The 23,566-nt window shown below is 67.9% G+C and carries 21 protein-coding genes and 4 pseudogenes; 20 read left to right on the top strand and 5 right to left on the bottom strand.

Annotated elements, in window-relative coordinates; genetic code table 11:
* Positions 1-3 precede the first annotated feature (3 nt).
* Positions 4-1,296, bottom strand: a complete 1,293-nt coding sequence (locus M5I08_RS13760) for a PPE family protein (protein WP_249762774.1) — start codon at positions 1,294-1,296, stop codon at positions 4-6.
* Between the two features lie 13 nt (positions 1,297-1,309).
* Positions 1,310-1,609: a PE family protein gene (locus M5I08_RS13755; protein ID WP_219067247.1), complete on the bottom strand. Its 300-nt coding sequence runs from the start codon at positions 1,607-1,609 to the stop codon at positions 1,310-1,312.
* A 240-nt stretch (positions 1,610-1,849) separates the two neighbouring features.
* Between M5I08_RS13755 and M5I08_RS26840 the strand changes: the two are divergent.
* From M5I08_RS26840 to M5I08_RS13675, 18 genes and pseudogenes are all read left to right on the top strand, one after another.
* Positions 1,850-1,927: pseudogene (locus M5I08_RS26840) on the top strand (hypothetical protein); the annotation flags it as partial.
* Between the two features lie 78 nt (positions 1,928-2,005).
* On the top strand, positions 2,006-2,305 hold the full coding sequence (locus M5I08_RS13750) for a WXG100 family type VII secretion target (RefSeq protein WP_219067246.1): 300 nt from the start codon (positions 2,006-2,008) through the stop codon (positions 2,303-2,305).
* Positions 2,306-2,342: 37 nt separating this feature from the next.
* On the top strand, positions 2,343-3,887 hold the full coding sequence (locus tag M5I08_RS13745) for a UDP-N-acetylmuramoyl-L-alanyl-D-glutamate--2,6-diaminopimelate ligase (RefSeq protein ID WP_219067245.1): 1,545 nt from the start codon (positions 2,343-2,345) through the stop codon (positions 3,885-3,887).
* Positions 3,884-5,413 (top strand): UDP-N-acetylmuramoyl-tripeptide--D-alanyl-D-alanine ligase, encoded by a 1,530-nt coding sequence (locus M5I08_RS13740; RefSeq protein ID WP_219067244.1) that lies wholly within the window; start codon positions 3,884-3,886, stop codon positions 5,411-5,413. Before M5I08_RS13745 ends, M5I08_RS13740 begins: the two co-directional genes overlap by 4 nt.
* Positions 5,410-6,492, top strand: coding sequence for a phospho-N-acetylmuramoyl-pentapeptide-transferase (gene mraY, locus M5I08_RS13735; RefSeq protein WP_219067243.1), 1,083 nt, complete (start codon positions 5,410-5,412; stop codon positions 6,490-6,492). The genes M5I08_RS13740 and mraY overlap by 4 nt, the downstream gene beginning before the upstream one ends.
* Positions 6,467-6,583: pseudogene (locus tag M5I08_RS26835) on the top strand (hypothetical protein); the annotation flags it as partial. The gene mraY and the pseudogene M5I08_RS26835, both read left to right, overlap by 26 nt.
* On the top strand, positions 6,580-8,061 hold the full coding sequence (gene murD / locus M5I08_RS13730; RefSeq protein ID WP_219067242.1) for a UDP-N-acetylmuramoyl-L-alanine--D-glutamate ligase: 1,482 nt from the start codon (positions 6,580-6,582) through the stop codon (positions 8,059-8,061). The pseudogene M5I08_RS26835 and the gene murD, both read left to right, overlap by 4 nt.
* Before the next feature lie 132 nt (positions 8,062-8,193).
* Positions 8,194-9,630 (top strand): putative lipid II flippase FtsW, encoded by a 1,437-nt coding sequence (ftsW, locus tag M5I08_RS13725; protein WP_249763361.1) that lies wholly within the window; start codon positions 8,194-8,196, stop codon positions 9,628-9,630.
* Positions 9,627-10,871, top strand: coding sequence for an undecaprenyldiphospho-muramoylpentapeptide beta-N-acetylglucosaminyltransferase (gene murG, locus M5I08_RS13720; protein WP_370328454.1), 1,245 nt, complete (start codon positions 9,627-9,629; stop codon positions 10,869-10,871). Before ftsW ends, murG begins: the two co-directional genes overlap by 4 nt.
* Before the next feature lie 55 nt (positions 10,872-10,926).
* Positions 10,927-12,414, top strand: a complete 1,488-nt coding sequence (gene murC / locus M5I08_RS13715) for a UDP-N-acetylmuramate--L-alanine ligase (RefSeq protein WP_219067240.1) — start codon at positions 10,927-10,929, stop codon at positions 12,412-12,414.
* The gene (locus tag M5I08_RS13710) at positions 12,414-13,364 is read left to right on the top strand and encodes a cell division protein FtsQ/DivIB (RefSeq protein WP_219067239.1); all 951 of its coding nucleotides are present in this window, start codon (positions 12,414-12,416) and stop codon (positions 13,362-13,364) included. The genes murC and M5I08_RS13710 overlap by 1 nt, the downstream gene beginning before the upstream one ends.
* Before the next feature lie 268 nt (positions 13,365-13,632).
* Entirely contained in the window at positions 13,633-14,769 is a 1,137-nt protein-coding gene (gene ftsZ, locus M5I08_RS13705; RefSeq protein WP_219067289.1) for a cell division protein FtsZ, read from the top strand.
* Between the two features lie 98 nt (positions 14,770-14,867).
* Positions 14,868-15,575 (top strand): peptidoglycan editing factor PgeF, encoded by a 708-nt coding sequence (gene pgeF, locus M5I08_RS13700; RefSeq protein WP_219067238.1) that lies wholly within the window; start codon positions 14,868-14,870, stop codon positions 15,573-15,575.
* 14 nt (positions 15,576-15,589) lie between these two features.
* The gene (locus M5I08_RS13695) at positions 15,590-16,369 is read left to right on the top strand and encodes a YggS family pyridoxal phosphate-dependent enzyme (RefSeq protein ID WP_219067237.1); all 780 of its coding nucleotides are present in this window, start codon (positions 15,590-15,592) and stop codon (positions 16,367-16,369) included.
* Between the two features lie 65 nt (positions 16,370-16,434).
* On the top strand, positions 16,435-17,070 hold the full coding sequence (locus tag M5I08_RS13690) for a cell division protein SepF (RefSeq protein ID WP_219067236.1): 636 nt from the start codon (positions 16,435-16,437) through the stop codon (positions 17,068-17,070).
* Between the two features lie 103 nt (positions 17,071-17,173).
* On the top strand, positions 17,174-17,464 hold the full coding sequence (locus tag M5I08_RS13685; protein WP_219067235.1) for a YggT family protein: 291 nt from the start codon (positions 17,174-17,176) through the stop codon (positions 17,462-17,464).
* A 254-nt stretch (positions 17,465-17,718) separates the two neighbouring features.
* The gene (gene wag31 / locus M5I08_RS13680; RefSeq protein ID WP_219067234.1) at positions 17,719-18,534 is read left to right on the top strand and encodes a DivIVA-like cell division protein Wag31; all 816 of its coding nucleotides are present in this window, start codon (positions 17,719-17,721) and stop codon (positions 18,532-18,534) included.
* 78 nt (positions 18,535-18,612) lie between these two features.
* A complete protein-coding gene (locus tag M5I08_RS13675) occupies positions 18,613-18,957 on the top strand; it encodes a hypothetical protein (RefSeq protein ID WP_219067304.1) in 345 nt (114 codons plus the stop codon).
* Here M5I08_RS13675 and M5I08_RS13670 read toward each other — a convergent pair.
* Together M5I08_RS13670 and M5I08_RS13665 are read right to left on the bottom strand one after the other, a co-directional pair.
* A pseudogene (locus M5I08_RS13670) lies at positions 18,954-19,655 on the bottom strand (phosphoribosyltransferase); the annotation flags it as partial. The gene M5I08_RS13675 and the pseudogene M5I08_RS13670 overlap by 4 nt on opposite strands.
* A 21-nt stretch (positions 19,656-19,676) precedes the next feature.
* A complete protein-coding gene (locus M5I08_RS13665; protein ID WP_219067232.1) occupies positions 19,677-20,711 on the bottom strand; it encodes a hypothetical protein in 1,035 nt (344 codons plus the stop codon).
* Between the two features lie 537 nt (positions 20,712-21,248).
* On the opposite strand from M5I08_RS13665, the gene M5I08_RS13660 reads away from it, so the two are divergent.
* Entirely contained in the window at positions 21,249-22,160 is a 912-nt protein-coding gene (locus M5I08_RS13660; RefSeq protein ID WP_219067288.1) for a hypothetical protein, read from the top strand.
* Positions 22,157-22,899, top strand: a pseudogene (locus M5I08_RS13650) (nucleotidyl transferase AbiEii/AbiGii toxin family protein). Before M5I08_RS13660 ends, M5I08_RS13650 begins: the two are co-directional and overlap by 4 nt.
* 276 nt (positions 22,900-23,175) lie before the next feature.
* Here M5I08_RS13650 and M5I08_RS13645 read toward each other — a convergent pair.
* Entirely contained in the window at positions 23,176-23,511 is a 336-nt protein-coding gene (locus tag M5I08_RS13645; RefSeq protein ID WP_219067231.1) for a hypothetical protein, read from the bottom strand.
* Between the last annotated feature and the right edge of the window lie 55 nt (positions 23,512-23,566).

Genomic DNA, 23,566 nt, shown 5'->3' with positions numbered 1-23,566 from the left:
TTTCTATACGGTTGCGTTGCCGGTCGGCTCGGGAGGCAACACGGTCAGGCGAAAGCCGTAACGCGGGGTAGCGGCGGAATGCGGGGCAGCGGGGCTGCCGCCGCGGCCCGCGCCCGGCATCGGCATGCCCGGCAACCCCATCGGCCCGACGCCGAAAACAGGCGTCGACGTCGGGGAACTCGACACCGCGGCGGCCAGGCGAATCGCTGCGGCGGGCGCGGCGGTGGTCCAGCTACGTGGCGTCGACAGCGCCCCGACCAGGGAAGCTTTGCCGACACCGGCGCTGACCTCGGCGCCGAGGGCATGTTGGCCGACCAACGTGCCCAGCCCGCCCAGAGTCGGGGTGATGTCGCCGGTTTGCGACGCCGTCGAGCCTACCGCCGCCAGTCCCGGGGCTATGCTCCGCCCGAAGAGCGTGCCGAGGGACGTCATATCTCCAATGTTGTTCATGAACAACCCTGGGTACAAGACATAGCCGGCGAAGAATTCGTTGGATATGAAGCTGGAGTTGAACGCATTCGTGAGCGGAGTCGCCACGTTGCCCGACATCAGATTGATCAATCCGGCCAGTCCGGTGGTGCTGTTTCCCGACCCGGAGCCGACGATGTTCAGCCCCAACGAATTGACAAGTGCGCTCAGCGATGACGAGTCGGATCCGGTGGCGAGTGCGTTCAAGGCGCTGGGCGCGGTGGAAAGCGCGGCCGCGGCGGCGTGGGTGCTCGCCGCGGCTTGCTGGCTCAGCCCGGTTTCGGTGGTCACCTTCGGGGGGGTGGTCAGCGGGTTGAGGGTTGTCGCGGCGGCCGATTGGGCGGCGTAGCCGTACATGGCGGCGGCGTCTTGGGCCCACATTTCGCCGTATTGGGCTTCGGTGGCCGCGATCGCCGCGGTGTTTTGGCCCAGCAGGTTGGTGGCGGTCAGCGACGCCAGCTGAGCCCGGTTGGCGGCCACCGCCGCCGGCGGCACCGTGGCGGCGAACGCGTTCTCGTAGGCGTTGACGGCCGCGGCGGCCTGACCGGCAGCTCGGGCGGCGTGGCCGGCGGTGGTCTGCAGCCACGATGTGTAGGGGGTGGCCGCGGCGGCCATCGACGCCGCCGCCGGGCCCTGCCAATCGTCGCTGGCCAGCCCGGACAGCGCCCCGGCGCACACGTCGGCGGCCGAATCCAGCTCGCCGGCCAGGTCGGCCCAGGCCGTCGCGGCCGCCGTCAGCGGCTGCGGACCCGGGCCGGCATACATCAGCCCGGAGTTGACCTCCGGGGGCAGCACCCCGAAATCCAGCCCCGCCGCCACACCAGCCATCACCGCCCCCGATCTAACGGGCGACCACAGCGTTGGCGGCTTCGGTCAACGCGTACGAGCCGGCGCTGGTCCGCAAGGTGGTGACCAACATGGACAGAATCTCCTCGGCCTGCGCGCCGATCGCCTGATACAGCTGGCCGTAGCCGGCGAACTGGGCCGCGGTCAGCGCCGACACCGAGTCGGCGGCGGCGGGAATCACTCCGGTCGTCGGGGCCGCGGCCGCTTTGTTTTGAGCCGACACCGCCGAACCGGCCCCGGCCAACTGCCCCGCAGCCGCCTCCAGCATCTCCGGTTGCGCGGTCACAAAAGACATGGCGCCCGCTCCTTTCTCGTTGGAATCTCGTTGGAACAGACCGGCCGCTGGGCGGGATGCAGTTCGCGTTGCGCCGATCACATCCTGGGAGAACCGTCTGCAGTGACTAGATAGAAATGACAACCATCTCCACTTACGGCTGTTTTATATCACTAGGGATTGTCGGGCGCAAGTGGTGCGCTTCAATATGGCCTGCAATGAGCGTCATGGCCTGCAATGAGCGTCGATCCCAGTCGCACCGCCGGCTGGCTGCTGCAGCACGAAAACGTGCCACTTTCACCCGATCCCGGGCCGCCGCTCACATTGCAGGCCATGTAGCCGCACAGTGATTTGCGGCCGGCCGCCAGCTGCTGTTATCGGAGAGTGTCAGGCTGTGTGGCAGGAGAGGTGGCGACGGTGGCGCAAGGAAGGTTTCGAGTCGACCTGGAGGCGTTGGCGGCTTCGGCGGCGCAGGTTTCCCGGCACGGTGAGGAGTTGGCGAGTGCCCACTTGTCGTCGGACAACCGGATCGCGGCCGCCCAGCCCGGTTGGGTGGGCGACTCTGCGGCAGCCCTGCAGCTCAGGACGGCAAGCTGGCGTCAGACCTCGCGCAGGCTGCTGACCAGCGTCGGCGATCATGCGTTGCAGCTGAACAACGACGGAATCGACTTCGCGGCGATGGAGCGCGACAGCGCCGCGAGTCTGGTGGATCGGTAGGGTCATGGCCGACCAGGCAGTCTGATCACGCAGGAAGGTGCTATCGGTGCCGACTTCGCTGCGCCCCAGCGTTGGCCCGGGCGTGCCGCTATCGACGCTGGCCGCTCAAGTCGGCGCGGTCGCGGCCGAGCGCAGCGTCGTTGCCGATCTGCCCATCACCGGCGTGACGCTACGAGCCCAAGACGTAGAGCCGGGTGACCTGTTCGCCGCGCTGTCCGGTGCGTCCACCCACGGCGCCCGCTATCTGGGCGACGCGGTCGAACGCGGCGCAGTCGCAGTGCTCACCGACGCCGCTGGCGTCGCCGAAATCGTCAACCACACACAGCAATTCCCTGCCGTGCCGGTGCTGGTGCATCCAGACCCGCGCAGCGTGCTGGGCGAACTCGCCGCCACCGTGTACGGCCGTCCCTCAGAGCGCCTCGCTGTCGTCGGCGTCACCGGCACGTCGGGCAAGACAACCACGACGTATCTGCTCGAGGCCGGTCTGCGGGCGGCCGGGCGGGCGGTGGGCTTGATCGGCACGGTCGGCCTGCGCATCGACGGCGTCGACGTCCCCAGCGCGCTGACCACGCCCGAGGCGCCCGCGCTGCAGGCCCAGTTGGCGGCGATGGCCGAGCGCGGCGTCGACACGGTCGTGATGGAGGTGTCCAGTCACGCGCTGACGCTCGGCCGCGTCGACGGTGTGCGCTTCGCTGTCGGCGCTTTCACCAACCTGTCGCGCGACCACCTGGACTTCCACCCGACGATGGCGGACTACTTCGAGGCCAAGGCGCGGTTGTTCGACCCGTCGTCGCCGCTGCGCGCCCGTCGCGCCGTGATCTGCGTCGACGACGACGCCGGCCGCCTGATGGCCGATCGCGCCGACGCCGCGATCACCGTCAGCGCACACGGCCGGCCCGCGGACTGGCGCGCCGAAGACATAACGGCCCACGCGGGCGCGCAGGAATTCACCGCGGCCGACCCCGCCGGCGTGCACCACCGGGTTGCCGTCCCGCTGCCGGGCGAATACAACGTCGCCAATTGCCTTGTCGCACTGGCCATTCTCGATGCACTCGGGGTTTCCCCCGAGCAGGCCGCAACCGGGCTGCGGCATACCCTCGTCCCCGGGCGGCTCGAGGAGATCGATCGCGGGCAGGACTTCCTCGCTCTGGTGGACTACGCGCACAAGCCGGGCGCATTGGGCGCGGTGCTGCAATCACTGCGCCGGCCGGACCGCCGGCTGGCCGTGGTATTCGGCGCCGGTGGTGACCGCGACCCGGGTAAACGCAGGCCGATGGGCCGGATCGCCGCCCAGCTGGCCGACCTGGTGGTCGTGACCGACGACAACCCCCGCAGCGAGGATCCGGCGGCGATCCGGCGGCAGATCCTGGCCGGCGCCGCCGAAGCCGGCAGAGCCGGCCAGGTGGTCGAGATCGGTGACCGGCGCGCGGCGATCGAGCACGCCGTCGCCTGGGCGGCTCCCGGCGACGTGGTGCTGATCACCGGCAAAGGCCATGAAACCGGCCAGACCCGCGGCGGGCAGACTTACCCGTTCGACGACCGGGTCGAGCTCGCCGCCGCCCTGGAGAAGCGGCGCACGTGATCGACCTCACCGTCGCACAGATCGCCGACATCGTCGGCGGTGAACTGGCCAACATCTCGGCAACTGACGCAGCGGAGCTGCACGTGACCGGGACCGTCGAATTCGACTCGCGCAGAGTCACTCCCGGCGGGTTGTTCTTGGCGCTGCCGGGCGCCCGCGCCGACGGGCACGACCACGCCACGTCGGCGGTGGCCGCCGGCGCGGTCGCGGTGCTGGCCGCCCGGCCGGTCGGGGTGCCCGCGATCGTGGTTGCACCCAGTACCCAGGCAGCACAGCGCAGCACCGGGCCGGCCGGTGTCCTCGAGCACGACGTCGACGGGTCGGGCGCCGCAGTGCTGGCCGCGCTGGCCAAATTGGCCGCGGCGGTGGCCGCCGAGCGGGTAGCCGGGGGGCTGACGATCATCGGGATCACCGGCTCGTCGGGCAAGACGTCGACGAAAGACCTGCTGGCCGCGGTGCTTGCCCCGCTCGGGGACGTGGTGGCGCCGCCGGGGTCGTTCAACAACGAGCTTGGCCATCCGTGGACCGTCCTGCGCGCCACCGGCGACACCGACTACTTGATTCTGGAACTCTCGGCGCGCCGGCCCGGCAACATCGCCGAGCTGGCGGCGATCGCGCCGCCGGCCATCGGAGTGGTGCTCAACGTTGGGACCGCGCATCTGGGCGAGTTCGGTTCACGCGACGCCATCGCGAGGACCAAATCCGAACTGCCCCAGGCTGTTCCACGCTCCGGGGTGGTCGTTCTCAATGTCGACGACCCGACGGTGGCGGCGATGGCCGAGGTGACCGCGGCCCGCGTGGTCCGGGTCAGCCGGCACAGTCCCGCAGACGTCTGGGCCGGTCCGGTGACACTGGACGAGCTGGCCCGGCCGCAGTTCACGTTGCACTCCGGCGACAGCGCCGTCGACGTACGGCTGGCCGTGCACGGCGATCATCAGGTGAGCAATGCGCTGTGCGCGGCCGCGGTAGCGCTGGAATGCGGCGCCAGCGCCGAGCAGGTCGCCACCGCACTGGCCGGCGCCGGCCCGGTATCGCAGCACCGGATGCGGGTGAGCACCCGCGCCGACGGGGTCACCGTCATCGATGACGCCTACAACGCCAACCCCGATTCGATGCAGGCCGGGTTGCAAGCACTGGCCTCGATCGCCCGCGGCGCCGCCGGGGCGCCTCGGCGGCGCAGCTGGGCGGTGCTCGGCGAGATGGCCGAGCTCGGCGAGCACGCAATATCCGAACATGACCGCATCGGCCGGCTCGCGGTGCGCTTAGATGTGTCTCGACTCGTTGTCGTCGGAATGGGGAGGTCTATGAGCGCCATGCACCATGGCGCGGTCATGGAAGGCTCATGGGCCGGACAAGCCGCTCTCGTCGCCGACGCCGACGCCGCCCTCGCCCTGCTGCGGGCCGAACTGCAGCCCGGGGAAGTCGTGCTGGTCAAAGCTTCCAATGCCGCGGGCCTGGGCGCACTGGCCGACTCGCTGGTCGCCGAGAACGGCTTAACCGATCAGGCCCAGGGCGATCCCCGGTGATCGACATCCTCATCGCCGTCGCCATTGCGGTGACGGTGTCCATTTTGTTGACGCCGTTGCTGATCCGGCTGTTCACCAGGCAGGGCTTCGGTCACGAAATCCGCGAAGACGGGCCGCCAAGCCACCAGACGAAGCGCGGAACGCCGTCGATGGGTGGCGCGGCGATCCTGGCGGGTATCTGGGCGGGCTACCTGGGCACCCATTTGGCGGGGCTGGCCGTGGGCGGCGAGGGGCCGTCGGCGTCGGGTCTGCTGGTGCTGTTGTTGGCCACCACGCTGGGCGCTGTCGGGTTCGTCGACGACCTGATCAAGATCCGGCGCTCGCGCAACCTTGGACTGAACAAGACGGCCAAGACCGTCGGGCAGATCACCGCCGCGGTGCTGTTCGGTGTGCTGGTGATGCAGTTCCGCAACTACGCGGGTCTCACACCGGGCAGCCCCAACCTGTCCAATGTGCGTGAAATCGCCACGGTCGCGTTGGGTCCCGTCGTTTTCGTGCTGTTCTGCCTGGGCATCGTCTACTCGTGGTCGAACGCGGTGAATTTCGCCGACGGGCTCGACGGGCTGGCCGGCGGCGCGATGGCCATGGTTTGCGCCGCATACGTGCTGATCACCTTCTGGCAATACCGCAACGCCTGTGCCGTCACGCCGGGCCCGGGCTGCTACAACGTGCGCGATCCGCTGGACCTGGCGATTGTCGCGGCCGCGACGGCGGGCGCCTGCATCGGGTTTTTGTGGTGGAACGCCGCGCCGGCCAAGATTTTCATGGGCGACACCGGTTCGCTGGCCCTCGGCGGCATCATCGCCGGGATCTCAGTGACCAGCCGCACCGAGCTCCTCGCGGTGGTGCTCGGGTCGCTGTTCGTCGCCGAGATCACCTCGGTCGTCATGCAGATCCTCGCCTTTCGCACCACCGGTCGCCGCGTGTTTCGGATGGCGCCCTTCCACCACCATTTCGAGCTTGTTGGATGGGCCGAAACCACGGTGATCGTCCGGTTCTGGCTGCTCACCGCGATCAGCTGTGGCCTAGGGGTGGCGCTGTTCTACGGCGAGTGGCTGGCCGCCACCGGCGGCCGCTGAGATGAGCCGCGCCGGCGACGATGCAGTGGGGGCACCCCCAGCCGCGCAGCGGCGAGGGGGACGCAGCGATGAGGAGGAGCGGCGCCAATGAGCCGCGCCGACCTCCAGCCCGGCATGGCGGTGCTGGTCGCAGGCGGCGGTGTGACCGGCCGGGCGGTGCTGGCGGCGCTGACTGCGCTGGGTGTGACCGCAACGCTCTGCGACGACGACCCGGCGACCCGCCGGCGGTTCGCCGATGCCGGGACTGCGACGGTGGATTCGTCAACCGCTGCCCAGCGGATCGGCGACTACGCCCTGGTCGTGACCAGTCCCGGCTTTCCGCCGACGGCACTGGCGCCCGCCGCCGCCGAGGCCGCCGGCGTCCCGGTCTGGGGCGACGTCGAGTTGGCCTGGCGGCTCGACGCGTCCGGTCACTATGGGCCGCCGCGCCGCTGGCTCGCCGTCACCGGCACCAACGGGAAGACGACCACCTCGTCCATGCTGCAGGCCATGCTGGTCGCCGCGGGCCTGCGCAGCACGCTGTGCGGCAACATCGGTAGCCCGGTGCTCGACGTGCTGGACCAGCCCGCCGACTTCCTGGCGGTCGAGCTGTCCAGCTTCCAGTTGCACTGGGCGCCGTCGGTGCGGCCCGAGGCGGGCGTGGTACTCAACATCGCCGAAGACCATCTCGACTGGCACTCGACTCTTGCCGACTACATCGCCGACAAGGCGCGGGTGCTGACCGGCCGGGTGGCGGTAGCCGGGCTGGACGACCCGCGCGCCGCGGCGATGCTGTCGACGACCTCCGCGCCGGTGCGTGTCGGCTTCCGGCTCGGCGAACCCGCGGTCGGGGAACTCGGGGTACGCGACGGCATGCTCGTCGACCGGGCTTTTTCTGAAGCCGGCTTCTCAGCCGGCTCCGACGGCCTGGCGCTGGCGGCGGTGTCGTCGATCCCGGTGCCGGGGCCGATCGGTGTGCTCGACGGGCTGGCCGCCGCCGCCCTGGCGCGCAGCGTCGGGGTGCCCGCGGCGGCGGTCGCGGACGCACTGGCGACGTTTCGGGTGGGCCGGCACCGCGCCGAGGTGGTTGCCGTCGTCGACCAGATCAGCTACGTCGACGACTCGAAGGCCACCAATCCGCACGCCGCCGAGGCATCGGTGCTGGCATACCCGCGAGTGGTGTGGATAGCCGGCGGCCTGCTCAAGGGCGCATCGGTGCACCAGACCGTGGCCAGAATCGCTCCGCGGCTGGTCGCAGCGGTGCTGATCGGCCGCGACCGGGCACTGGTTGCCGACGCGTTATCACGACACGCGCCGGATGTCCCCGTCGTACAGGTTGCGACAGGCGAGGATGCTGATATGCATGCGACTGCTGAGTCTGCTGTTACCTATGTGGCGAAAGTGGTTTCTCAGTCGGACGAGACGGTCGGCATTCGCGTGATGAACGCTGCCGTCGCAGCCGCGCGAGATCTGGCCCGGCCGGGCGACACGGTGTTGCTGGCACCGGCTGGAGCGTCATTTGACCAGTTCACCGGCTATGCCGATCGCGGCGACGCGTTCGCTGCCGCCGTGCGCGCCTGCTGCGGGTAGGCGGGGGTGAACAACACGTTGGCCCGGTTGCTGCGCCGGGGAACCAAAGGTGGGCAGCCGACTGGAAGCACCGCAAGCACGGCTGACGAGTCGGGGGAGTCAAGCGCAGCAGAGCCCGACGAAAGCCAGGCGGTGGCTGCCAAACCGGCTGCCGGCGGGCCGCGCACCGGGTTCGGTGCCTGGCTGGGCCGGCCCATGACGTCGTTTCACCTGATCATCGCGGTGGCTGCGCTGTTGACCACGCTGGGGCTGACCATGGTGCTCTCGGCGTCGGGCGTCCGTTCCTACGATGACGACGGGTCGGCGTGGGTCATCTTCGGCCGCCAGGTGCTGTGGACCATCGTCGGGCTGGTCGCGTGCTATCTGGCGCTGCGATTGCCGGTGCGGTTCATGCGGCGCGTGGCGTTCTCCGGTTTCGCGCTGACCATCGTGATGCTGGTCCTGGTGCTGATCCCGGGAATCGGCAAGGAAGCCAACGGTTCCCGCGGGTGGTTCGTCATCGCGGGCTTCTCGATGCAGCCCTCCGAGCTGACCAAGATCGCGTTCGCGATCTGGGGGGCCCATCTGCTGGCCGCGCGGCGCATGGAACGGGCCTCGCTACGCGAGATGCTGATCCCGCTGGTGCCGGCGGCGGTGATCGCGCTGGCCCTGATCGTGGCCCAGCCCGACCTGGGACAGACGGTCTCGATGGGCATCATCCTGCTGGGACTGTTCTGGTACGCCGGCCTGCCGCTGCGGGTGTTCCTCAGCTCGCTGTTCGCCGCCGTCGTGGCCGCGGCGATCCTGGCGGTGTCGGCCGGTTACCGGTCCGACCGGGTGCGGTCGTGGCTGAACCCCGGGCAAGACCCGCAGGACTCGGGGTATCAGGCCAGGCAAGCGAAGTTCGCGCTGGCCAACGGCGGTATCTTCGGCGACGGGCTGGGCCAGGGCACCGCCAAGTGGAACTATCTGCCCAACGCCCACAACGACTTCATCTTCGCGATCATCGGTGAGGAGCTCGGTCTTGTCGGTGCGCTGGGCCTGTTGGGGCTGTTCGGGCTGTTCGCCTACACCGGGATGCGGATTGCGCGGCGGTCCGCCGACCCCTTCCTGCGGCTGCTGACCGCGACGACCACGATGTGGGTGATCGGCCAGTCGTTCATCAACGTCGGCTACGTGATTGGGCTGCTGCCGGTCACCGGTATCCAGCTGCCACTCATCTCTGCTGGTGGAACATCAACGGCCACAACGCTTTTAATGATCGGCATGATGGCGAATGCGGCTCGCCACGAACCCGAGGCCGTCGCCGCGCTGCGAGCCGGACGCGACGACCGGATGAACCGGCTGCTGCGGTTGCCGCTGCCCGAGCCCTATGCGCCGACCCGGGTCGAGGCGCTGCGCGACCGGCTGCGCAGCCGGCCCCAGCCGCAGCGTAAGCCGTCCGCCAATCGTGTCGCGCGGTCGACGAAACACAGCACGCCGGTTCGGCGGACCACCCGGTCCGGGCATCATGGAGACGGACAGCGGTACACCGGCCAGCGTCGTGGACACGCCAGCCGTCGAGCACTGGAAGGTCAACGCTACGGGTGAACAACTCGGTCAAAGGACCAACCGGGGACTCCTCACCGTCGGATACTCGCTCGGTGTCGGATACTCGCTCGCCTGCGCCCGCGCTTCGCGCGCGCTTGCCTTCCTCGGTGTCAGTGGTGCTCGCGGGGGGCGGCACAGCCGGCCACGTCGAACCCGCGATGGCCGTCGCCGACGCCTTGGTCGCACTGGATCCGCAGGTCCGCATCACCGCACTGGGCACCCCGCGCGGTTTGGAGACCAAGCTGGTGCCCGAGCGCGGCTACGCGCTTGAGCTGATCACCCCGGCGCCGTTGCCCCGCAAGCCCACCGGCGACCTGGCCCGCCTGCCATTACGGGTCTTGCGTGCGGTCCGGCAGACCCGTGCTGTGCTGGACAAAGTCCACGCCGACGTGGTGATCGGCTTTGGCGGGTATGTCTCGTTGCCCGCGTATCTCGCCGCCCGCGGCACGCCCTGGCGGGGTCGGCGCGTTCCGGTGGTGATCCATGAAGCCAACGCCAGCGCCGGGCTGGCCAATCGCGTCGGCGCCCGCAGCGCCAAACGGGTGTTGTCGGCAGTCCCGGACCCGGGCCTGCCGCACGCCGAAGTGGTCGGCGTGCCGGTCCGCGCGGCGATCACCTCGCTGGACCGCGCCGCAATGCGATCGGAGGCGCGCGCGTACTTCGGCTTCGCCGAGGACGCACGGGTGCTGTTGGTGTTCGGCGGCTCGCAGGGAGCCGCCTCCATCAACCGGGCGGTCACGGCGGCCGCCGGCGACCTGGCGATCGCGGCAGTGGCGGTACTGCATGCCTACGGCGCCAAGAACACCGTTGAGCTGCGCACCCCGGGACCTGGCGACCCGCCATACGTCGCGGTGCCCTACTTGAGCCGGATGGACCTGGCCTACGCCGCTGCCGATCTGGTGATCTGCCGGTCCGGCGCGATGACGGTCGCCGAGGTGACCGCCGTCGGCCTGCCCGCGGTTTATGTGCCGTTGCCGATCGGCAACGGCGAGCAGCGACTCAACGCGTTACCGGTGGTCGACGCCGGCGGCGGCCTGCTGGTCGCCGACGCCGATCTGTCGCCGGGCTTCGTGGCCGACCAGGTCGCCGCGCTGCTGGGCGATGCGCCGCGGCTGGCGGCGATGACGAACGCCGCCGCGCTGGCCGGTCGCCCGGACGCGGCGCAGCGGGTGGCTCAGGTGGCCCTGGACGTGGCCCGCCAAATGCGCGGCGTCCAGCCGACGGGAAGAACGCGGCGGTGAATGCCGCGCCGACGACGATGATGCCGGCGCCAGCCGGGGTCGAGGAGTGGCGCTGATGGCCGCGTCGCTGCCCCCCGAACTGCGCCGGGTGCACATGGTGGGCATCGGGGGAGCGGGCATGTCGGGAATCGCCCGCATCCTGCTGGACCGGGACGGACTGGTATCGGGGTCAGACGCCAAAGAGTCGCGCGGTGTCCGCGCGCTACGCGCCCGCGGCGCGCTGATCCGCATCGGCCATGACGCTTCGTCACTGGACCTGCTGCCGGGCGGCGCGACCGCCGTGATCACCACCCACGCCGCAATCCCGGAGACCAACCCCGAGCTGGTCGAGGCCCGCCGACGCGGCATCCCGGTCCTGCTGCGGCCCGCGGTGCTGGCCCAGCTGATGGCCGGGCGAACCACGCTGATGGTCACCGGCACACACGGCAAGACGACAACCACGTCGATGCTCATCGTCGCCCTGCAGCATTGCGGGCGCGACCCGTCCTTCGCCGTCGGCGGTGAGATGGGCCTCGCTGGTCCAGAAGCCGGCGCCAACGCCCGCCACGGCAGCGGCGACTGCTTTGTCGCCGAAGCCGACGAGAGCGACGGCTCGCTTCTGGAGTACACGCCGAATGTCGCGGTGGTCACCAACATCGAGGCCGACCATTTGGACTTCTTCGGCAGTCTCGATGCCTACACCGCGGTGTTCGACGCTTTTGCGGAGCGGGTTGCGCCCGGCGGAGCGGTGGTGGTCTGTACCGACGACCCGGGGGCGGCCGCGCTGGCGGAACGCACCGCGGCGCTGGGGATCCGGGTGCTGCGGTATGGCTCCGGGATTGACGGGCGGCCCGGCGGCCCGGCGGCCGAATTGGACGCCACGCTGTTGTCCTGGGAACAGCAGGGGACCGGCGCGGTTGCGCACATCAAGCTGGCCGGCGAAATCCATCCCTGGGTGATGCGCCTTGCGGTGCCCGGCCGGCACATGGCACTCAACGCGTTGGGCGCCCTGCTGGCCGCGATCGAGGTCGGCGCTCCAGCCGACGGTGTGCTCGACGCGTTGGCCGGTTTCGAGGGGGTGCGTCGTCGCTTCGAGTTGATCGGCGCCGCGGCGTCGGTGCGGGTGTTCGACGACTATGCCCATCATCCGACGGAGATCAGCGCCACGCTGAACGCGGTCCGCACGTTGCTGGAGCAGAGCGGTACCGGCCGGTCGCTGGTCGTCTTTCAGCCGCATTTATATTCGCGGACAAAGGCTTTCGCTGTCGAATTCGGTCGCGCGCTCGACGCCGCCGACCAAGTTTTCGTGCTCGACGTCTATGGTGCACGCGAACAACCGCTCGCGGGTGTGAGCGGGGCCAGTGTCGCCGAGCACGTCAGCGTGCCGGTGCAGTATCTGCCGGATTTCTCCTTGGTCGCCGAGGCGGTGGCCGAGGCGGTCGGCCCAGGTGATGTCGTTGTCACGATGGGCGCCGGCGATGTCACCTTGCTCAGCTCGGAAATCCTGACCGCGCTGCGGGTGCGGGCCAACCGCAGCATGCCGGGCCGGCCGGGGGAGCTGTGATGCCCGAGCAGGACGCCGGCGTGCCGGCCGACACGGGTAGCGATCCCAAAGCCGAAACTACTGTCACCGGACCGATCGCCACGGCCGGTGGATCCGAACCCGACGCGGCCGGCGAGGCCGCAGAGCCCGAAGTGGTGGAGGGTCCCCGTCGGCGGGCGAGGCGGGAACGCGCTGAGCGCCGCGCGGCGCGGGAGCGGGCGACGGCTATCGAGCAGGCTCGCCGAGAGGCCAAACGCCAGGCTCGCGGCCGCGCCGGGGCCGCAGCCAAACCCGCGCCGCACGGGGTGGTCCGGGGCTTGAAGCTGGTGCTCGCGGCGGTGGTGCTGACCGCGCTCGCCGTTGCACTCGGGTTGGTCCTCTACTTCACGCCGGTGATGTCTGCACGCAGCATCGTCATCACCGGGACCGAAGCGGTCACCCGTGACGAGGTGCTCGACACCGCCCAGGTCCGGCTCGGTACGCCGCTGCTGCAGGTCAACACCGACGCGGTCGCCGACCGGGTGGCGGCCATTCGGCGCGTGGCCAGTGCGCGGGTGCAGCGCCAATACCCGTCGGCGCTGCGGATCACGATCGTCGAGCGGGTGCCGGTGGTGGTCAAGGACTTTCCCGACGGCCCGCATCTCTACGACCGCGACGGCGTCGACTTCGCCACCGCCCCGCCGCCACCCGCACTGCCCTACCTCGACGTCGACAATCCCGGGCCAACCGACCCGGCGACCAAGGCCGCGCTCGCGGTGCTGACAGCGCTGCGACCCGAGATCGTCGCGCAGGTGGGACGGATCGCCGTACCATCGATCGCCTCGATCACCTTGACGCTCACCGATGGCCGCACGGTGATTTGGGGGACCTACGAACGCACCGAAGAAAAGGCCGAGAAACTGGCGGCCCTGTTGACCCAGCCCGGCCGGGTCTACGACGTCTCCAGCCCTGACCTACCGACCGTCAAGTAGGCGTTCCCGCCGCTTCCTCGAGATTGCATCCAGGGTCGTGCGTTTTGCGGATCAACAGCCCTCAACCCAATCTCGACGCAGGCGCCCCGACGAATCGCGCAAAATTCGCCCGGATGTCCTCGGCGCGCCTGCATCGATCCGGCGCGCGGTGCCCATACCGTTCTGTTTGCGCGAAACAACCTGACATAACTCTAACCCTTTAGTTGAGGTTAAGTTTTACCGGGCCGCTACGCAAATGGCCAAATCTCCCCGGGAGGAAGACACCATGATGACCCCGCCGCACAACTATCTGGCCGTCATCAAAGTCGTTGGGATCGGCGGTGGCGGCGTCAACGCCGTCAACCGGATGATCGAGCAGGGCCTGAAGGGTGTGGAATTCATCGCGATCAACACCGACGCCCAGGCGCTGTTGATGAGCGACGCCGACGTCAAGCTCGACGTCGGGCGCGACTCGACCCGCGGGCTGGGCGCCGGTGCCGACCCCGAGGTCGGACGCAGGGCCGCCGAAGACGCCAAGGACGAGATCGAGGAGCTGCTTCGCGGCGCCGACATGGTGTTCGTCACCGCCGGCGAGGGCGGCGGCACCGGCACCGGCGGGGCGCCCGTCGTCGCCACCATCGCCCGCAAGCTGGGCGCATTGACCGTCGGCGTCGTCACCCGGCCGTTTTCCTTCGAAGGAAAGCGGCGCGGGAACCAGGCCGAGGAGGGCATTGCCTCGCTGCGGGAGAGCTGCGACACCCTCATCGTGATCCCCAACGACCGGCTGCTGCAGATGGGCGACGCCGCGGTGTCGCTGATGGACGCCTTTCGCAGCGCCGACGAGGTTCTGCTCAACGGTGTGCAGGGCATCACCGACCTGATCACCACGCCCGGCCTGATCAACGTCGACTTTGCCGATGTCAAGGGCATCATGTCCGGTGCGGGGACGGCGCTGATGGGGATCGGGTCGGCCCGCGGCGACGGCCGCGCCCTCAAGGCCGCCGAGATCGCGATCAACTCGCCGCTGCTGGAAGCTTCGATGGAAGGCGCACAGGGTGTGCTGATGTCGATCGCCGGCGGCAGCGACTTGGGCCTGTTCGAGATCAACGAGGCGGCCTCGCTGGTGCAGGACGCCGCACACCAGGAAGCCAACATCATCTTCGGCACGGTCATCGACGACTCGCTCGGCGACGAGGTGCGAGTCACCGTCATCGCGGCGGGCTTCGACATGGGACCCGGCCGCAAGCCGGTTCTCGGAAGCACCCAGGCCCAGACCATCGCGCCGGCCCACGCCGGCAAGGTCACCTCATCGTTGTTCGAGCCCGCCGACGCGCTCAGCGTCCCCGTGCCGACCAACGGTGCGACCCTGAACATCGGTGGTGAGGACGACGAGGACGTCGACGTGCCGCCGTTCATGCGGCGCTGACCCTCATTGCCGCGGACGTGCGTGTTTGTACACGAAACGCCGATTACGGGCGTACATCTGTGCACGCTCGGCCGGAGCAAATTGCGGATACTGGGCGGGTGAGCTTTCGCATCCGGCGGGTGACCACGACCCGTGCTGGCGGCGTCTCGGCGCCGCCGTTCGACACCTTCAATCTCGGTGACCACGTTGGCGATGACCCGGCCGCGGTGGCGGCCAACCGGCGGCGGCTGGCCGCCACCATCGGCCTGGGCGCCGCCCGGGTGGTGTGGATGGACCAGGTCCACGGCGATCGCGTCGAGGTGATCGACGGGCCGCGCAAAACCCCGGTCGCAGACACCGACGCACTGGTGACCACCACGCCGCGGCTGGCCTTGGCCGTGGTAAGCGCCGATTGCGTGCCGGTACTGTTGGCCGACGCGCGGGCCGGCGTCGCCGCCGCCGTGCACGCCGGTCGGGTCGGCGCCCGCGATGGCGTGGTGACCCGCGCGGTCGAGGCCATGGTGGCCGCGGGAGCGCATCTACCGGACATCTCGGCGCTGCTGGGCCCGGCGGTCAGCGGCCGCAACTACGAAGTTCCCGCGGTGATGGCCGACGAGGTGGAAGCGGCGTTGCCGGGCAGCCGCACCACCACGTCGGCCGGCACGCCTGGCCTGGACCTTCGCGCCGGAATCGCCCGCCAGCTAAAGACTTTGGGCCTCAGCGCGATCGACGTTGACCCGCGGTGCACGGTCGATGACGTCAGCTTGTTCAGCCATCGCCGCGACGCCCCGACCGGGCGGCTGGCATCGGTGGTGTGGATCGAGTGAACCAGGACTGTCGAATGGCGGGAAAAGTTTCACCCCGACCGGAGCGGGAATCCGAATTGGCCGACGCTTTGACAGCGGTGCGTTCGCGGGTCGCAGCGGCCGCCGACGCGGCCGCCCGCAAAGTCGACGCAATTGAACTCCTGCCTGTTACCAAATTCTTTCCAGCAACCGATGTGGCGATTTTGTCGAGTTTGGGATGCACCGCGTTCGGCGAATCCCGGGAGCAGGAGGCGGCGGCAAAGGCAGATGAAGTCGCAAGGTTGCTGGGCGGCTCAGGGCCCTCACGGACGCCGCCGCGCCTGCACTGGCACATGGTGGGCCAGATCCAGCGCAACAAAGCCCGGTCATTGGCCAACTGGGCACACACCGCCCACTCGGTCAGCACTACCCGGGTGGTGCGGGCGCTCGACCGCGCCGTGGCAGCGGCACTTGGCGACGGACGTCGGGACGGTCAGCTGCGCGTTTACGTGCAGATCAGCCTCGACGGCGACGTGTCGCGAGGCGGTGTCGACGTCTCCGACCCAGGGGCGGTGGACGAGATCTGCGCCCAGGTCGAGGCCGCCGAATCCCTGGAACTGGTCGGGCTGATGGGCATCCCGCCACTGCATTGGGATCCCGATACGGCGTTCGCGCGTCTGGAGTCGGAGCACCAGCGGGTCCGGCGGGCCTATCCGAACGCGGTGGGATTGTCAGCGGGGATGTCCGAGGACCTCGAAACGGCGATCAAACATGGTTCGACATGTGTGCGTGTCGGTACCGCCTTATTAGGCAGGAGACCGCTACCGTCACCCTAATTAGTCACTCCAGTCACGCCTTCATCACAGACACCGAACTCCCAGAGCCTAGAAGGGGCCAGGCGATGAGCACACTGCACAAGGTCAAGGCCTACTTCGGTATGGCTCCGATGGAGGACTACGACGACGAGTACTACGACGATCATGCGCCGACCAGGGCCGGTTATCCCCGGCAGCGGTTTGCCGACGACGGGTACGGCCGCTATGACGGGCGCGACTACGACGATCCACGCGCCGAGCCCAGCGACTTCGCGTCGGCCAGCTACCGCGGCGGCTACCCCGACGAACACCGGTTCCGGCCGCACGAATACGACCGCGGTGACCTGGCCCGGCCGCGCTTCGGGTCGCTGCGAGGTTCGACCCGCGGCGCACTGGCGATGGATCCGCGCCGGATGGCGATGCTGTTCGACGAGAGCAGCCCCCTGTCGAAGATCACCACGTTGCGGCCAAAGGACTACAGCGAGGCCCGCACAATCGGGGAGCGGTTCCGCGACGGCACCCCGGTGATCATGGACCTGGTGTCGATGGACAACGCCGACGCAAAGCGGCTGGTCGACTTCGCAGCGGGGTTGGCTTTTGCGCTGCGTGGTTCCTTCGACAAGGTTGCGACCAAGGTGTTTTTGCTCTCACCCGCCGACGTCGACGTCTCGCCCGAGGAGCGCCGGCGCATCGCCGAGACCGGCTTCTACGCCTACCAGTAATCAATCCCGTTACCCGTCGCCGGGTAGGCTGACGATCACCGCGCCGACCAACCTTCGGCGCTGTCGTGGATGTCACATCCTTATCAGTAAGGCCGGGCTTTCGTTGGCGCTGTTCTTCTACACCCTTGGTTACGCGCTGTTCGCCTTCTGGCTGCTGCTGATCGCCCGGGTAGTGGTCGAGTTCATCCGGTCGTTCAGCCGCGACTGGCGGCCGCGCGGTACCACCGTGGTGATCCTGGAGATCATCCTGTCGCTCACCGATCCGCCGGTGAAGCTGTTGCGCCGGCTGATCCCGCAGCTCACCATCGGTGCGGTCCGCTTCGATTTGTCGATCATGGTGCTGCTGTTGGTGGCGTTCATCGGCATGCAGTTGGCGTTCCGCGCCGCCACCTGAATCCGCCGACATGCGACGGCGGGCGGTCAACCGCGGGGCCCGGGACAGTTTGCGCGGACTGCATTTGTGTGGATTAGGGCGCTGGTTTGCCAGCTCTTAATCTTTGAAATTCGGTCTTATTTATCGGGTGAATCGGCAACCGGCAGGGTCTGGTGTGACAGGATGGGCGGCAGTTGCCGTATGGCTACGACAATGTTCATGCCGACCTACACTTTCCTGGCCGGTTTGACCGTCCACACCCAAGGGGGCAAAGAATGCCGCTGACACCCGCCGACGTCCACAATGTGGCGTTCAGTAAGCCGCCGATCGGCAAGCGTGGCTACAACGAAGACGAGGTCGACGCCTTCCTCGACCTAGTAGAAAACGAGCTGACCCGGCTCATCGAGGAGAACTCCGACCTGCGTCAGCGGATCAACGAGCTGGACGAGGAGCTGGCCAGTGCCCGGTCCGGTGCCGGCGCCAGTGGGCAAGCCACCCAAGCCATCCCGCTGTACGAGCCCGAGCCCGAGGCCGAGCCCGAACCGGTCAAGCCGGCGCAACCCGCCCCCCAGGCCACGCCCAGTGCCGCGAACGAAGAGCACGTGTTGAAGGCGGCGCGGGTACTCACCCTGGCCCAGGACACCGCCGACCGACTCACCGACACTGCCAAGGCGGAGTCGGACAAGCTGATGGCCGACGCGCGGGCCAATGCGGAGCAGATCGTCAGCGATGCGCGTCGTGAGGCGGAGACGACGGTCGCGGAGGCCCGCCAGCGTGCGGACGCGGTGCTGGCCGACGCGCAAACCCGCTCTGAAACTCAGCTGCGCCAGGCCCAGGAGAAAGCCGACGCGTTGCAAGCCGACGCCGAGCGCAAGCACTCCGAGATTATGGGCACGATCGACCAGCAGCGCACAGTGCTCGAGGGTCGCCTCGAACAGCTGCGCACGTTCGAACGCGAGTACCGCACGCGGCTCAAGACATACCTGGAGTCCCAGCTCGAAGAGCTCGGGCAGCGCGGATCGGCTGCACCGGTCGATTCCAGCGCCACCAATGACGACGGATTTAACCAGTTCAATCGCGGTAGTAACTAACTCGGCCACAGCGGCGGCAACGGCGGTCGCTATCCTGCGGTGTCGGCGACGTTGCCCCTTCGCCTGGAGGTTTTACCGATGCTGATAATTGCGCTGGTCCTAGCGGTGATAGGCCTTGCCGCGTTGGTGTTCGCAGTTGTCACCAGCAACGAGTTGGTGGCTTGGCTCTGCATCGGTGCCAGCGTGTTGGGTGTGGTGCTGCTCATCATCGATGCGCTACAGGAACGTCAGCGGCGCGGGCCAGGCGCAGTCACCAAAACGTCCGGTACGGTCGAGCGAGATGAGCTTGGTGGCGACAAGCCCGCAGGCTACCCCGCGGACACCTTCGATGCGGGCGTCAGCGAGGCCTCTGCAGCGGAGGGTCCAGCCTCCGAAGTGGACGCCGCGGACAGCGTCAGCGGCGACGACCACAACACGGGTTAGGGCTCACCCGCCGAGGGCGAAGTGGCGAGCAGTTCGCGGACCTCGTCATCGGTTATTTGATGGAAGTCGGCGAAAACCTGTCCCACCGCCTCGAAATCGGCTGGCATGCTTGCGCATACGACGTGGTCGGCTTCCCGCCTTAATTCCTGACAAGCTGATGGGGGCCCTACCGGGGCAGCGACGACTATCGATTCCGGATCGCCGGCGCGCACTGCGCGCACTCCCGCGAGCATGCTTGCCCCGGTGGCGATCCCGTCGTCCACCAAAATCACGGTCTTGCCGTGCGGATCTGGGACCGGCCGCCCGCCGCGATAGGCCCGTTCCCGCCGGTCCAGCTCGATCGTTTCGAGGTCGATGATCTCGCGCACCTGCCGGTCGCTGATGCGCAGACTCGAGACCACATCGTCGTTGATGACGACGCCGCCACCACTGGCCAGCGCACCCATCGCCAGTTCCGACCACCGCGGCACGCCCAGCTTGCGCACCAGGAACACGTCCAACTCCGCGTGCAGGGCCGCGGCAACTTCCCAGCCGACCGGAACGCCGCCGCGGGCCAGCCCGAGGACCAGCAGCCCGGCCTTGCCGCGGTACGCCCCCAGTTCCTCAGCCAGCACACGGCCAGCTTCCCGACGGTCGCGGAACGTCCGTCGGGAGGTTCGCCGCGCAAAATTGCCGGGTCGATTCATGGGTTGCGCTTCGCTCTTGTTCTATTTCGCAGCTTAGGGCCGATTGCGACCGGTAGCGCCGTGTCGGGCGGTCCGTGATGTATTCCGACCTTCGGCTTCCCGCGGCGGCGCCAAGGAAAACCTGTCGCCACGCGATCTCCTCTTATTTATGCCATAAAATATGCCATCATTTGTGGCATGACGGCGTCTGTTGAGGAATTGGTCGGCGCTGCCACCGATGCCAGGCGCATTGCCCAGAAGGCAATCGAGCTGGCCGTACGAGAAGCCCGGGCCGCTGACTGGTCCTGGGATCAGATATCTGCCGCATTGGGCGGAAAGCCGAACGGGGAGGTGCTTCGTCGCAATTTTGGCTCCGCCGAGTAGCGGCGGATCAATTAGCCTGCGGCACGCGCGAGTTGAATGGCGCTTCCAAGGGATAGTGCCGCCGGCGAGCAAGATGTCGACCTGACGGGGCGACAGGCGGTATTGCATGCTGATCGGGTCACCGTGGTCGAGCGCGACGTCGCGCTCACCGGAACCGTCGTGAAGTGTCCTGTGCAGCTGGGTGATTCGTAGTGTCGTTCCTTTATCGATGCGCTCGCGGTCATGCGGATCGGCGAACGTCAAGGGCGGCACGCCGAAGTTGGCCAGGTTCTCGGCGTGGATGCGCGCGATGCTTTCGGCCAGCACAACACGAAGGCCAAGTGCCCGCGGGGCGGGCGCGGCCTGTTCACGGCTGGAACCCTGACCGTAGTTGCGTCCAGCGGCAATTGCGCGGTCTCCCGCCTCGCGGGCCCGCCGAACGTAGCTTTCGTCGATTGGGCCGAAGGCTTTTTCGATCATGCCGGGCAGATTGCTCCACAGCGACATGCCCTCGACCCCGGCGGGCATGATCGCATCGGTGGTGACGTGATCGTCGACGATGATCAGTACTAGGATTTCGAGTTCATCCGGCAGCGGTTCGAAATCATGGATATCCACATGGTTGCGACCCTTGATCGGCTCGGTGGAACCGTCGTCTGACGGCGCAACCAGCAAGTCGTTGACTGTTGAGTTCGCTTCCGGCTCGCTGAGCCGCGGATAGGGCATGTCGAGGGTGCGGGGGTCGGTGATCTTTCCGGTTACCGCCGAAGCGGCTGCGGTTTCCGGGCCGCACAGATAGACCTCGTCGTCGGGGAAGCGTGCAGTGGCTTTGTTGTCGCCGGTCGCGACGATGTGATGGTTCAACACCGGCATTGTGAGTGATCCCTTGCAATCGATCCGATGCTGCCAGGGGTACCCATAACGCGGGTCTCACAACGGCATTTGTGAAGTGTCCGAGGGGGACTTGGCCATCTGCGACACGAGTTCAGGTCTTTGAGTTGAGTCGTTGACCAGCCAGCTTTCTGACCCTGGCGAATGACATGCGCTGGCATCTGGTGCTCGGCTTCTTCGACGCTCGCCCCGTTCAACTCCTTCCGGCCTGCGACGTGTCAATCACCTGCGCAAATACGCTACTGATTAGCTCAAGTCAAACAACCAAAAGTATGTTTCTCTACAAATGGTTGTTTGACAAGCGGTCACTGCTAGAGTAATAGCGTGCTGTCTGCCTCGATTCCTGCCCGCTTGGTCGACGCCGGCGTTCAGGTGGTGACTGGCGACGCACACAGCATCACATACCGGATAGATGGCCGCGCCGTGGTAGCGGACCTAGTACTGGCAGAACGCGTGCCATCTCCGGCCGCCGTCCTCAGTCACGTGCGCCGTCATCCGGGCCGCCGCGTCTTCGTGGTTTGCGAGACCATCTCAGACGAGGCACGTTCAGCGCTCCTGGCTCACATCGACGTGGATCTCAGCGTCGGCAGTACCGGCGAACTGGTGCTCTCCGGGCGAACGTACCGAACGCCCACACCAGGACGGCCACACCGCGCAGCCAGCGAGCGCAGCTGGCGCCGGCGGGCGGCCGAACGGGTCTGTGTGCTCACGCGCGACCACCTCCGCCAACGCGACATCGCTGCGGCCATCGCAGTCAGCCAGCAGGCCGTGTCCAAGATGACCGAGAAGGATCCGCTGCCGGACACGCCCATGACCGAGGCTGCACGCCGGGAACTCATGATGAAACTGGCATCAGTCCCCGCAGACAGCGGACTCGTCGAAACATACTGGTATGGAATGGATCCGGTAGTGGAGCAGGTGCGCAGCGCGACCCGACTCGGTGCCGAGCTCACCGTGCGGATCCTTGCCGGCGGCGAGGTCGCCGCCGACGTCCTGCAACCGTGGCGGGTACCAACCAGAGGTCTGGTCTACGCCAAAGAACTGATCGACCTCTCCGAGTTCGGCCTGGTGGAGGCCACCGCCGAGGAAGCGACCTTGACCGTGCGGGTTCCCGCCGATCCGACAGTCTGGACCACCGCGTCCTGGTGGCTGCGGGTTAGTGATACGCAGCGTTCCGACATCATCACCGTGGATCCAGTGATTGCGCTTCAGGACCTCAGCGACGGCGCCGACCTCGGCGACGGTGCACCGCAGCGTCTCGGCGACTGGATCGTGCACCGATGACCGGAACAGCATCGGTCGTGATGGCCTGCACCGCGGTGGCCGACGACAACGGAATACGTGCGCTGCGCGACGTGGCCGCTGTCGCCGCCGACATCGAGTACCGCGTCATCGGCGGTCACATGGTGCGGCTGCTGCGGCATGTCTACAACATGCCGGGCAACCGCGGCTGACCTCCGACGCAGACACCGGGATCGACGTAAACGTGGCGACCACGGGCGACCTCCACGATCGGCTCACCGCGCTGGGGTACAGCGCTGAGTGCGGCAACCGCTACGAGCGAGGTGAGCAAGCGGTTGACCTCCTGGTTCCCGCCGCAGCCAAACCGGGCAAGCGGATCATCGGCGAACGAGCCTTCGACGGAGCGCCAGGGCTGCGCGTGTCGCTGGCCCTGCCGCCGATCGAAGTCGCTGTTACAGCCCGGCTCACCGACGGCGAAATGATTGAGTTCGAAGTCCCGGTTCCCGACGTCGAGGCAGCATTCGTGCTGAAGATGCTGGCACGTACCGTTCGCGACTCCGAACGTGACCTCCAGGACATCGAGACATTGCTGGAGATCGTGGCATCACAACCCGAATACCGCGCATCACCGTGGCGCCTGGACGACCCCAAGATCACAAGGGCCGGCGAACGCGGTGACGCTGCGCGGGTGGCAGCGCAGATGATCTCCAGTCCACCGACGAAAGTGCCGGCCAGAGTGCGGGCGCTGCTCCGACGCTATGTCGCTATCGTGCCGCGATGACGTACCAGCCCACGGCGGTTCGACACGGTCCCGCGCCCAATCCTATGACCCGGTCAAACGCAATCTGGTCGACCATCTGCATCGAATCGCCATCGTCGGAAGCCGCGGTCAGGCCTACCGATTCACGGAGTCCGAGCCACGCCACTGGGTGGCGTTGCCCTCATAGGTAAGTGGGGTAGGCCCGCATTGGGCGAGTTTAGAACAGGCTGGCCACTGATGACGCTCATCGAAAGTGCTCAGTCTTGCTCGGGGAAACTGCTCACCGGTGACCGGCGCTTACTCTAGCGGTTGTTGGCGGTGGGCGCGGAGGGCGTGGGCGGTGAAGCTGACCTGGTCGATGAGCAGGTTGGCGTCGTAGCTGGCCCCGTGTGGGGGTTGGGCGCGGTCGCGTCCGGTGGCTCGGAGGTAGTCGGCCAGACGGTCGGCGACGCCGTCGGCGTGGCATAGGAACCCGTCGAGCGTGTCGAGGAGTTCGGCGATGCGCGCGAGCTGGGTGGCGTTGATCTCGACGGCGTCCTGGTCGGGGCAGTCGAGCATGTCATGGCATAGGCACAGTGACTGATCAGACCGCGTGATGCTGGCTGGAACTTGTTGGGCGGGTTGGGTATTCATGATGTCTCCGGGGTGGGTTGGGTCGGGGGTTCGGGTGGGTGTTGAGGCTGGTTGG

This window comes from Candidatus Mycobacterium methanotrophicum (genome assembly GCF_023515995.1).
Classification (GTDB): Bacteria; Actinomycetota; Actinomycetes; order Mycobacteriales; family Mycobacteriaceae; genus Mycobacterium; species Mycobacterium methanotrophicum.
This window is presented reverse-complemented; position numbering and strand designations above follow the sequence as displayed.

Bases quoted from the DNA above. Each gene is read 5' to 3' on its own strand.
- M5I08_RS13760 (WP_249762774.1), bottom strand. From the start codon at position 1,296: ATGGCTGGTGTGGCGGCGGGGCTGGATTTCGGGGTGCTGCCCCCGGAG.
- M5I08_RS13755 (WP_219067247.1), bottom strand. From the start codon at position 1,609: ATGTCTTTTGTGACCGCGCAACCGGAGATGCTGGAGGCGGCTGCGGGG.
- murD (WP_219067242.1), top strand. From the start codon at position 6,580: ATGAGCCGCGCCGACCTCCAGCCCGGCATGGCGGTGCTGGTCGCAGGC.
- murC (WP_219067240.1), top strand. From the start codon at position 10,927: ATGGCCGCGTCGCTGCCCCCCGAACTGCGCCGGGTGCACATGGTGGGC.
- M5I08_RS13710 (WP_219067239.1), top strand. From the start codon at position 12,414: ATGCCCGAGCAGGACGCCGGCGTGCCGGCCGACACGGGTAGCGATCCC.
- ftsZ (WP_219067289.1), top strand. From the start codon at position 13,633: ATGACCCCGCCGCACAACTATCTGGCCGTCATCAAAGTCGTTGGGATC.
- M5I08_RS13695 (WP_219067237.1), top strand. From the start codon at position 15,590: ATGGCGGGAAAAGTTTCACCCCGACCGGAGCGGGAATCCGAATTGGCC.
- M5I08_RS13690 (WP_219067236.1), top strand. From the start codon at position 16,435: ATGAGCACACTGCACAAGGTCAAGGCCTACTTCGGTATGGCTCCGATG.
- wag31 (WP_219067234.1), top strand. From the start codon at position 17,719: ATGCCGCTGACACCCGCCGACGTCCACAATGTGGCGTTCAGTAAGCCG.
- M5I08_RS13675 (WP_219067304.1), top strand. From the start codon at position 18,613: ATGCTGATAATTGCGCTGGTCCTAGCGGTGATAGGCCTTGCCGCGTTG.
- M5I08_RS13665 (WP_219067232.1), bottom strand. From the start codon at position 20,711: ATGCCCTATCCGCGGCTCAGCGAGCCGGAAGCGAACTCAACAGTCAAC.
- M5I08_RS13645 (WP_219067231.1), bottom strand. From the start codon at position 23,511: ATGAATACCCAACCCGCCCAACAAGTTCCAGCCAGCATCACGCGGTCT.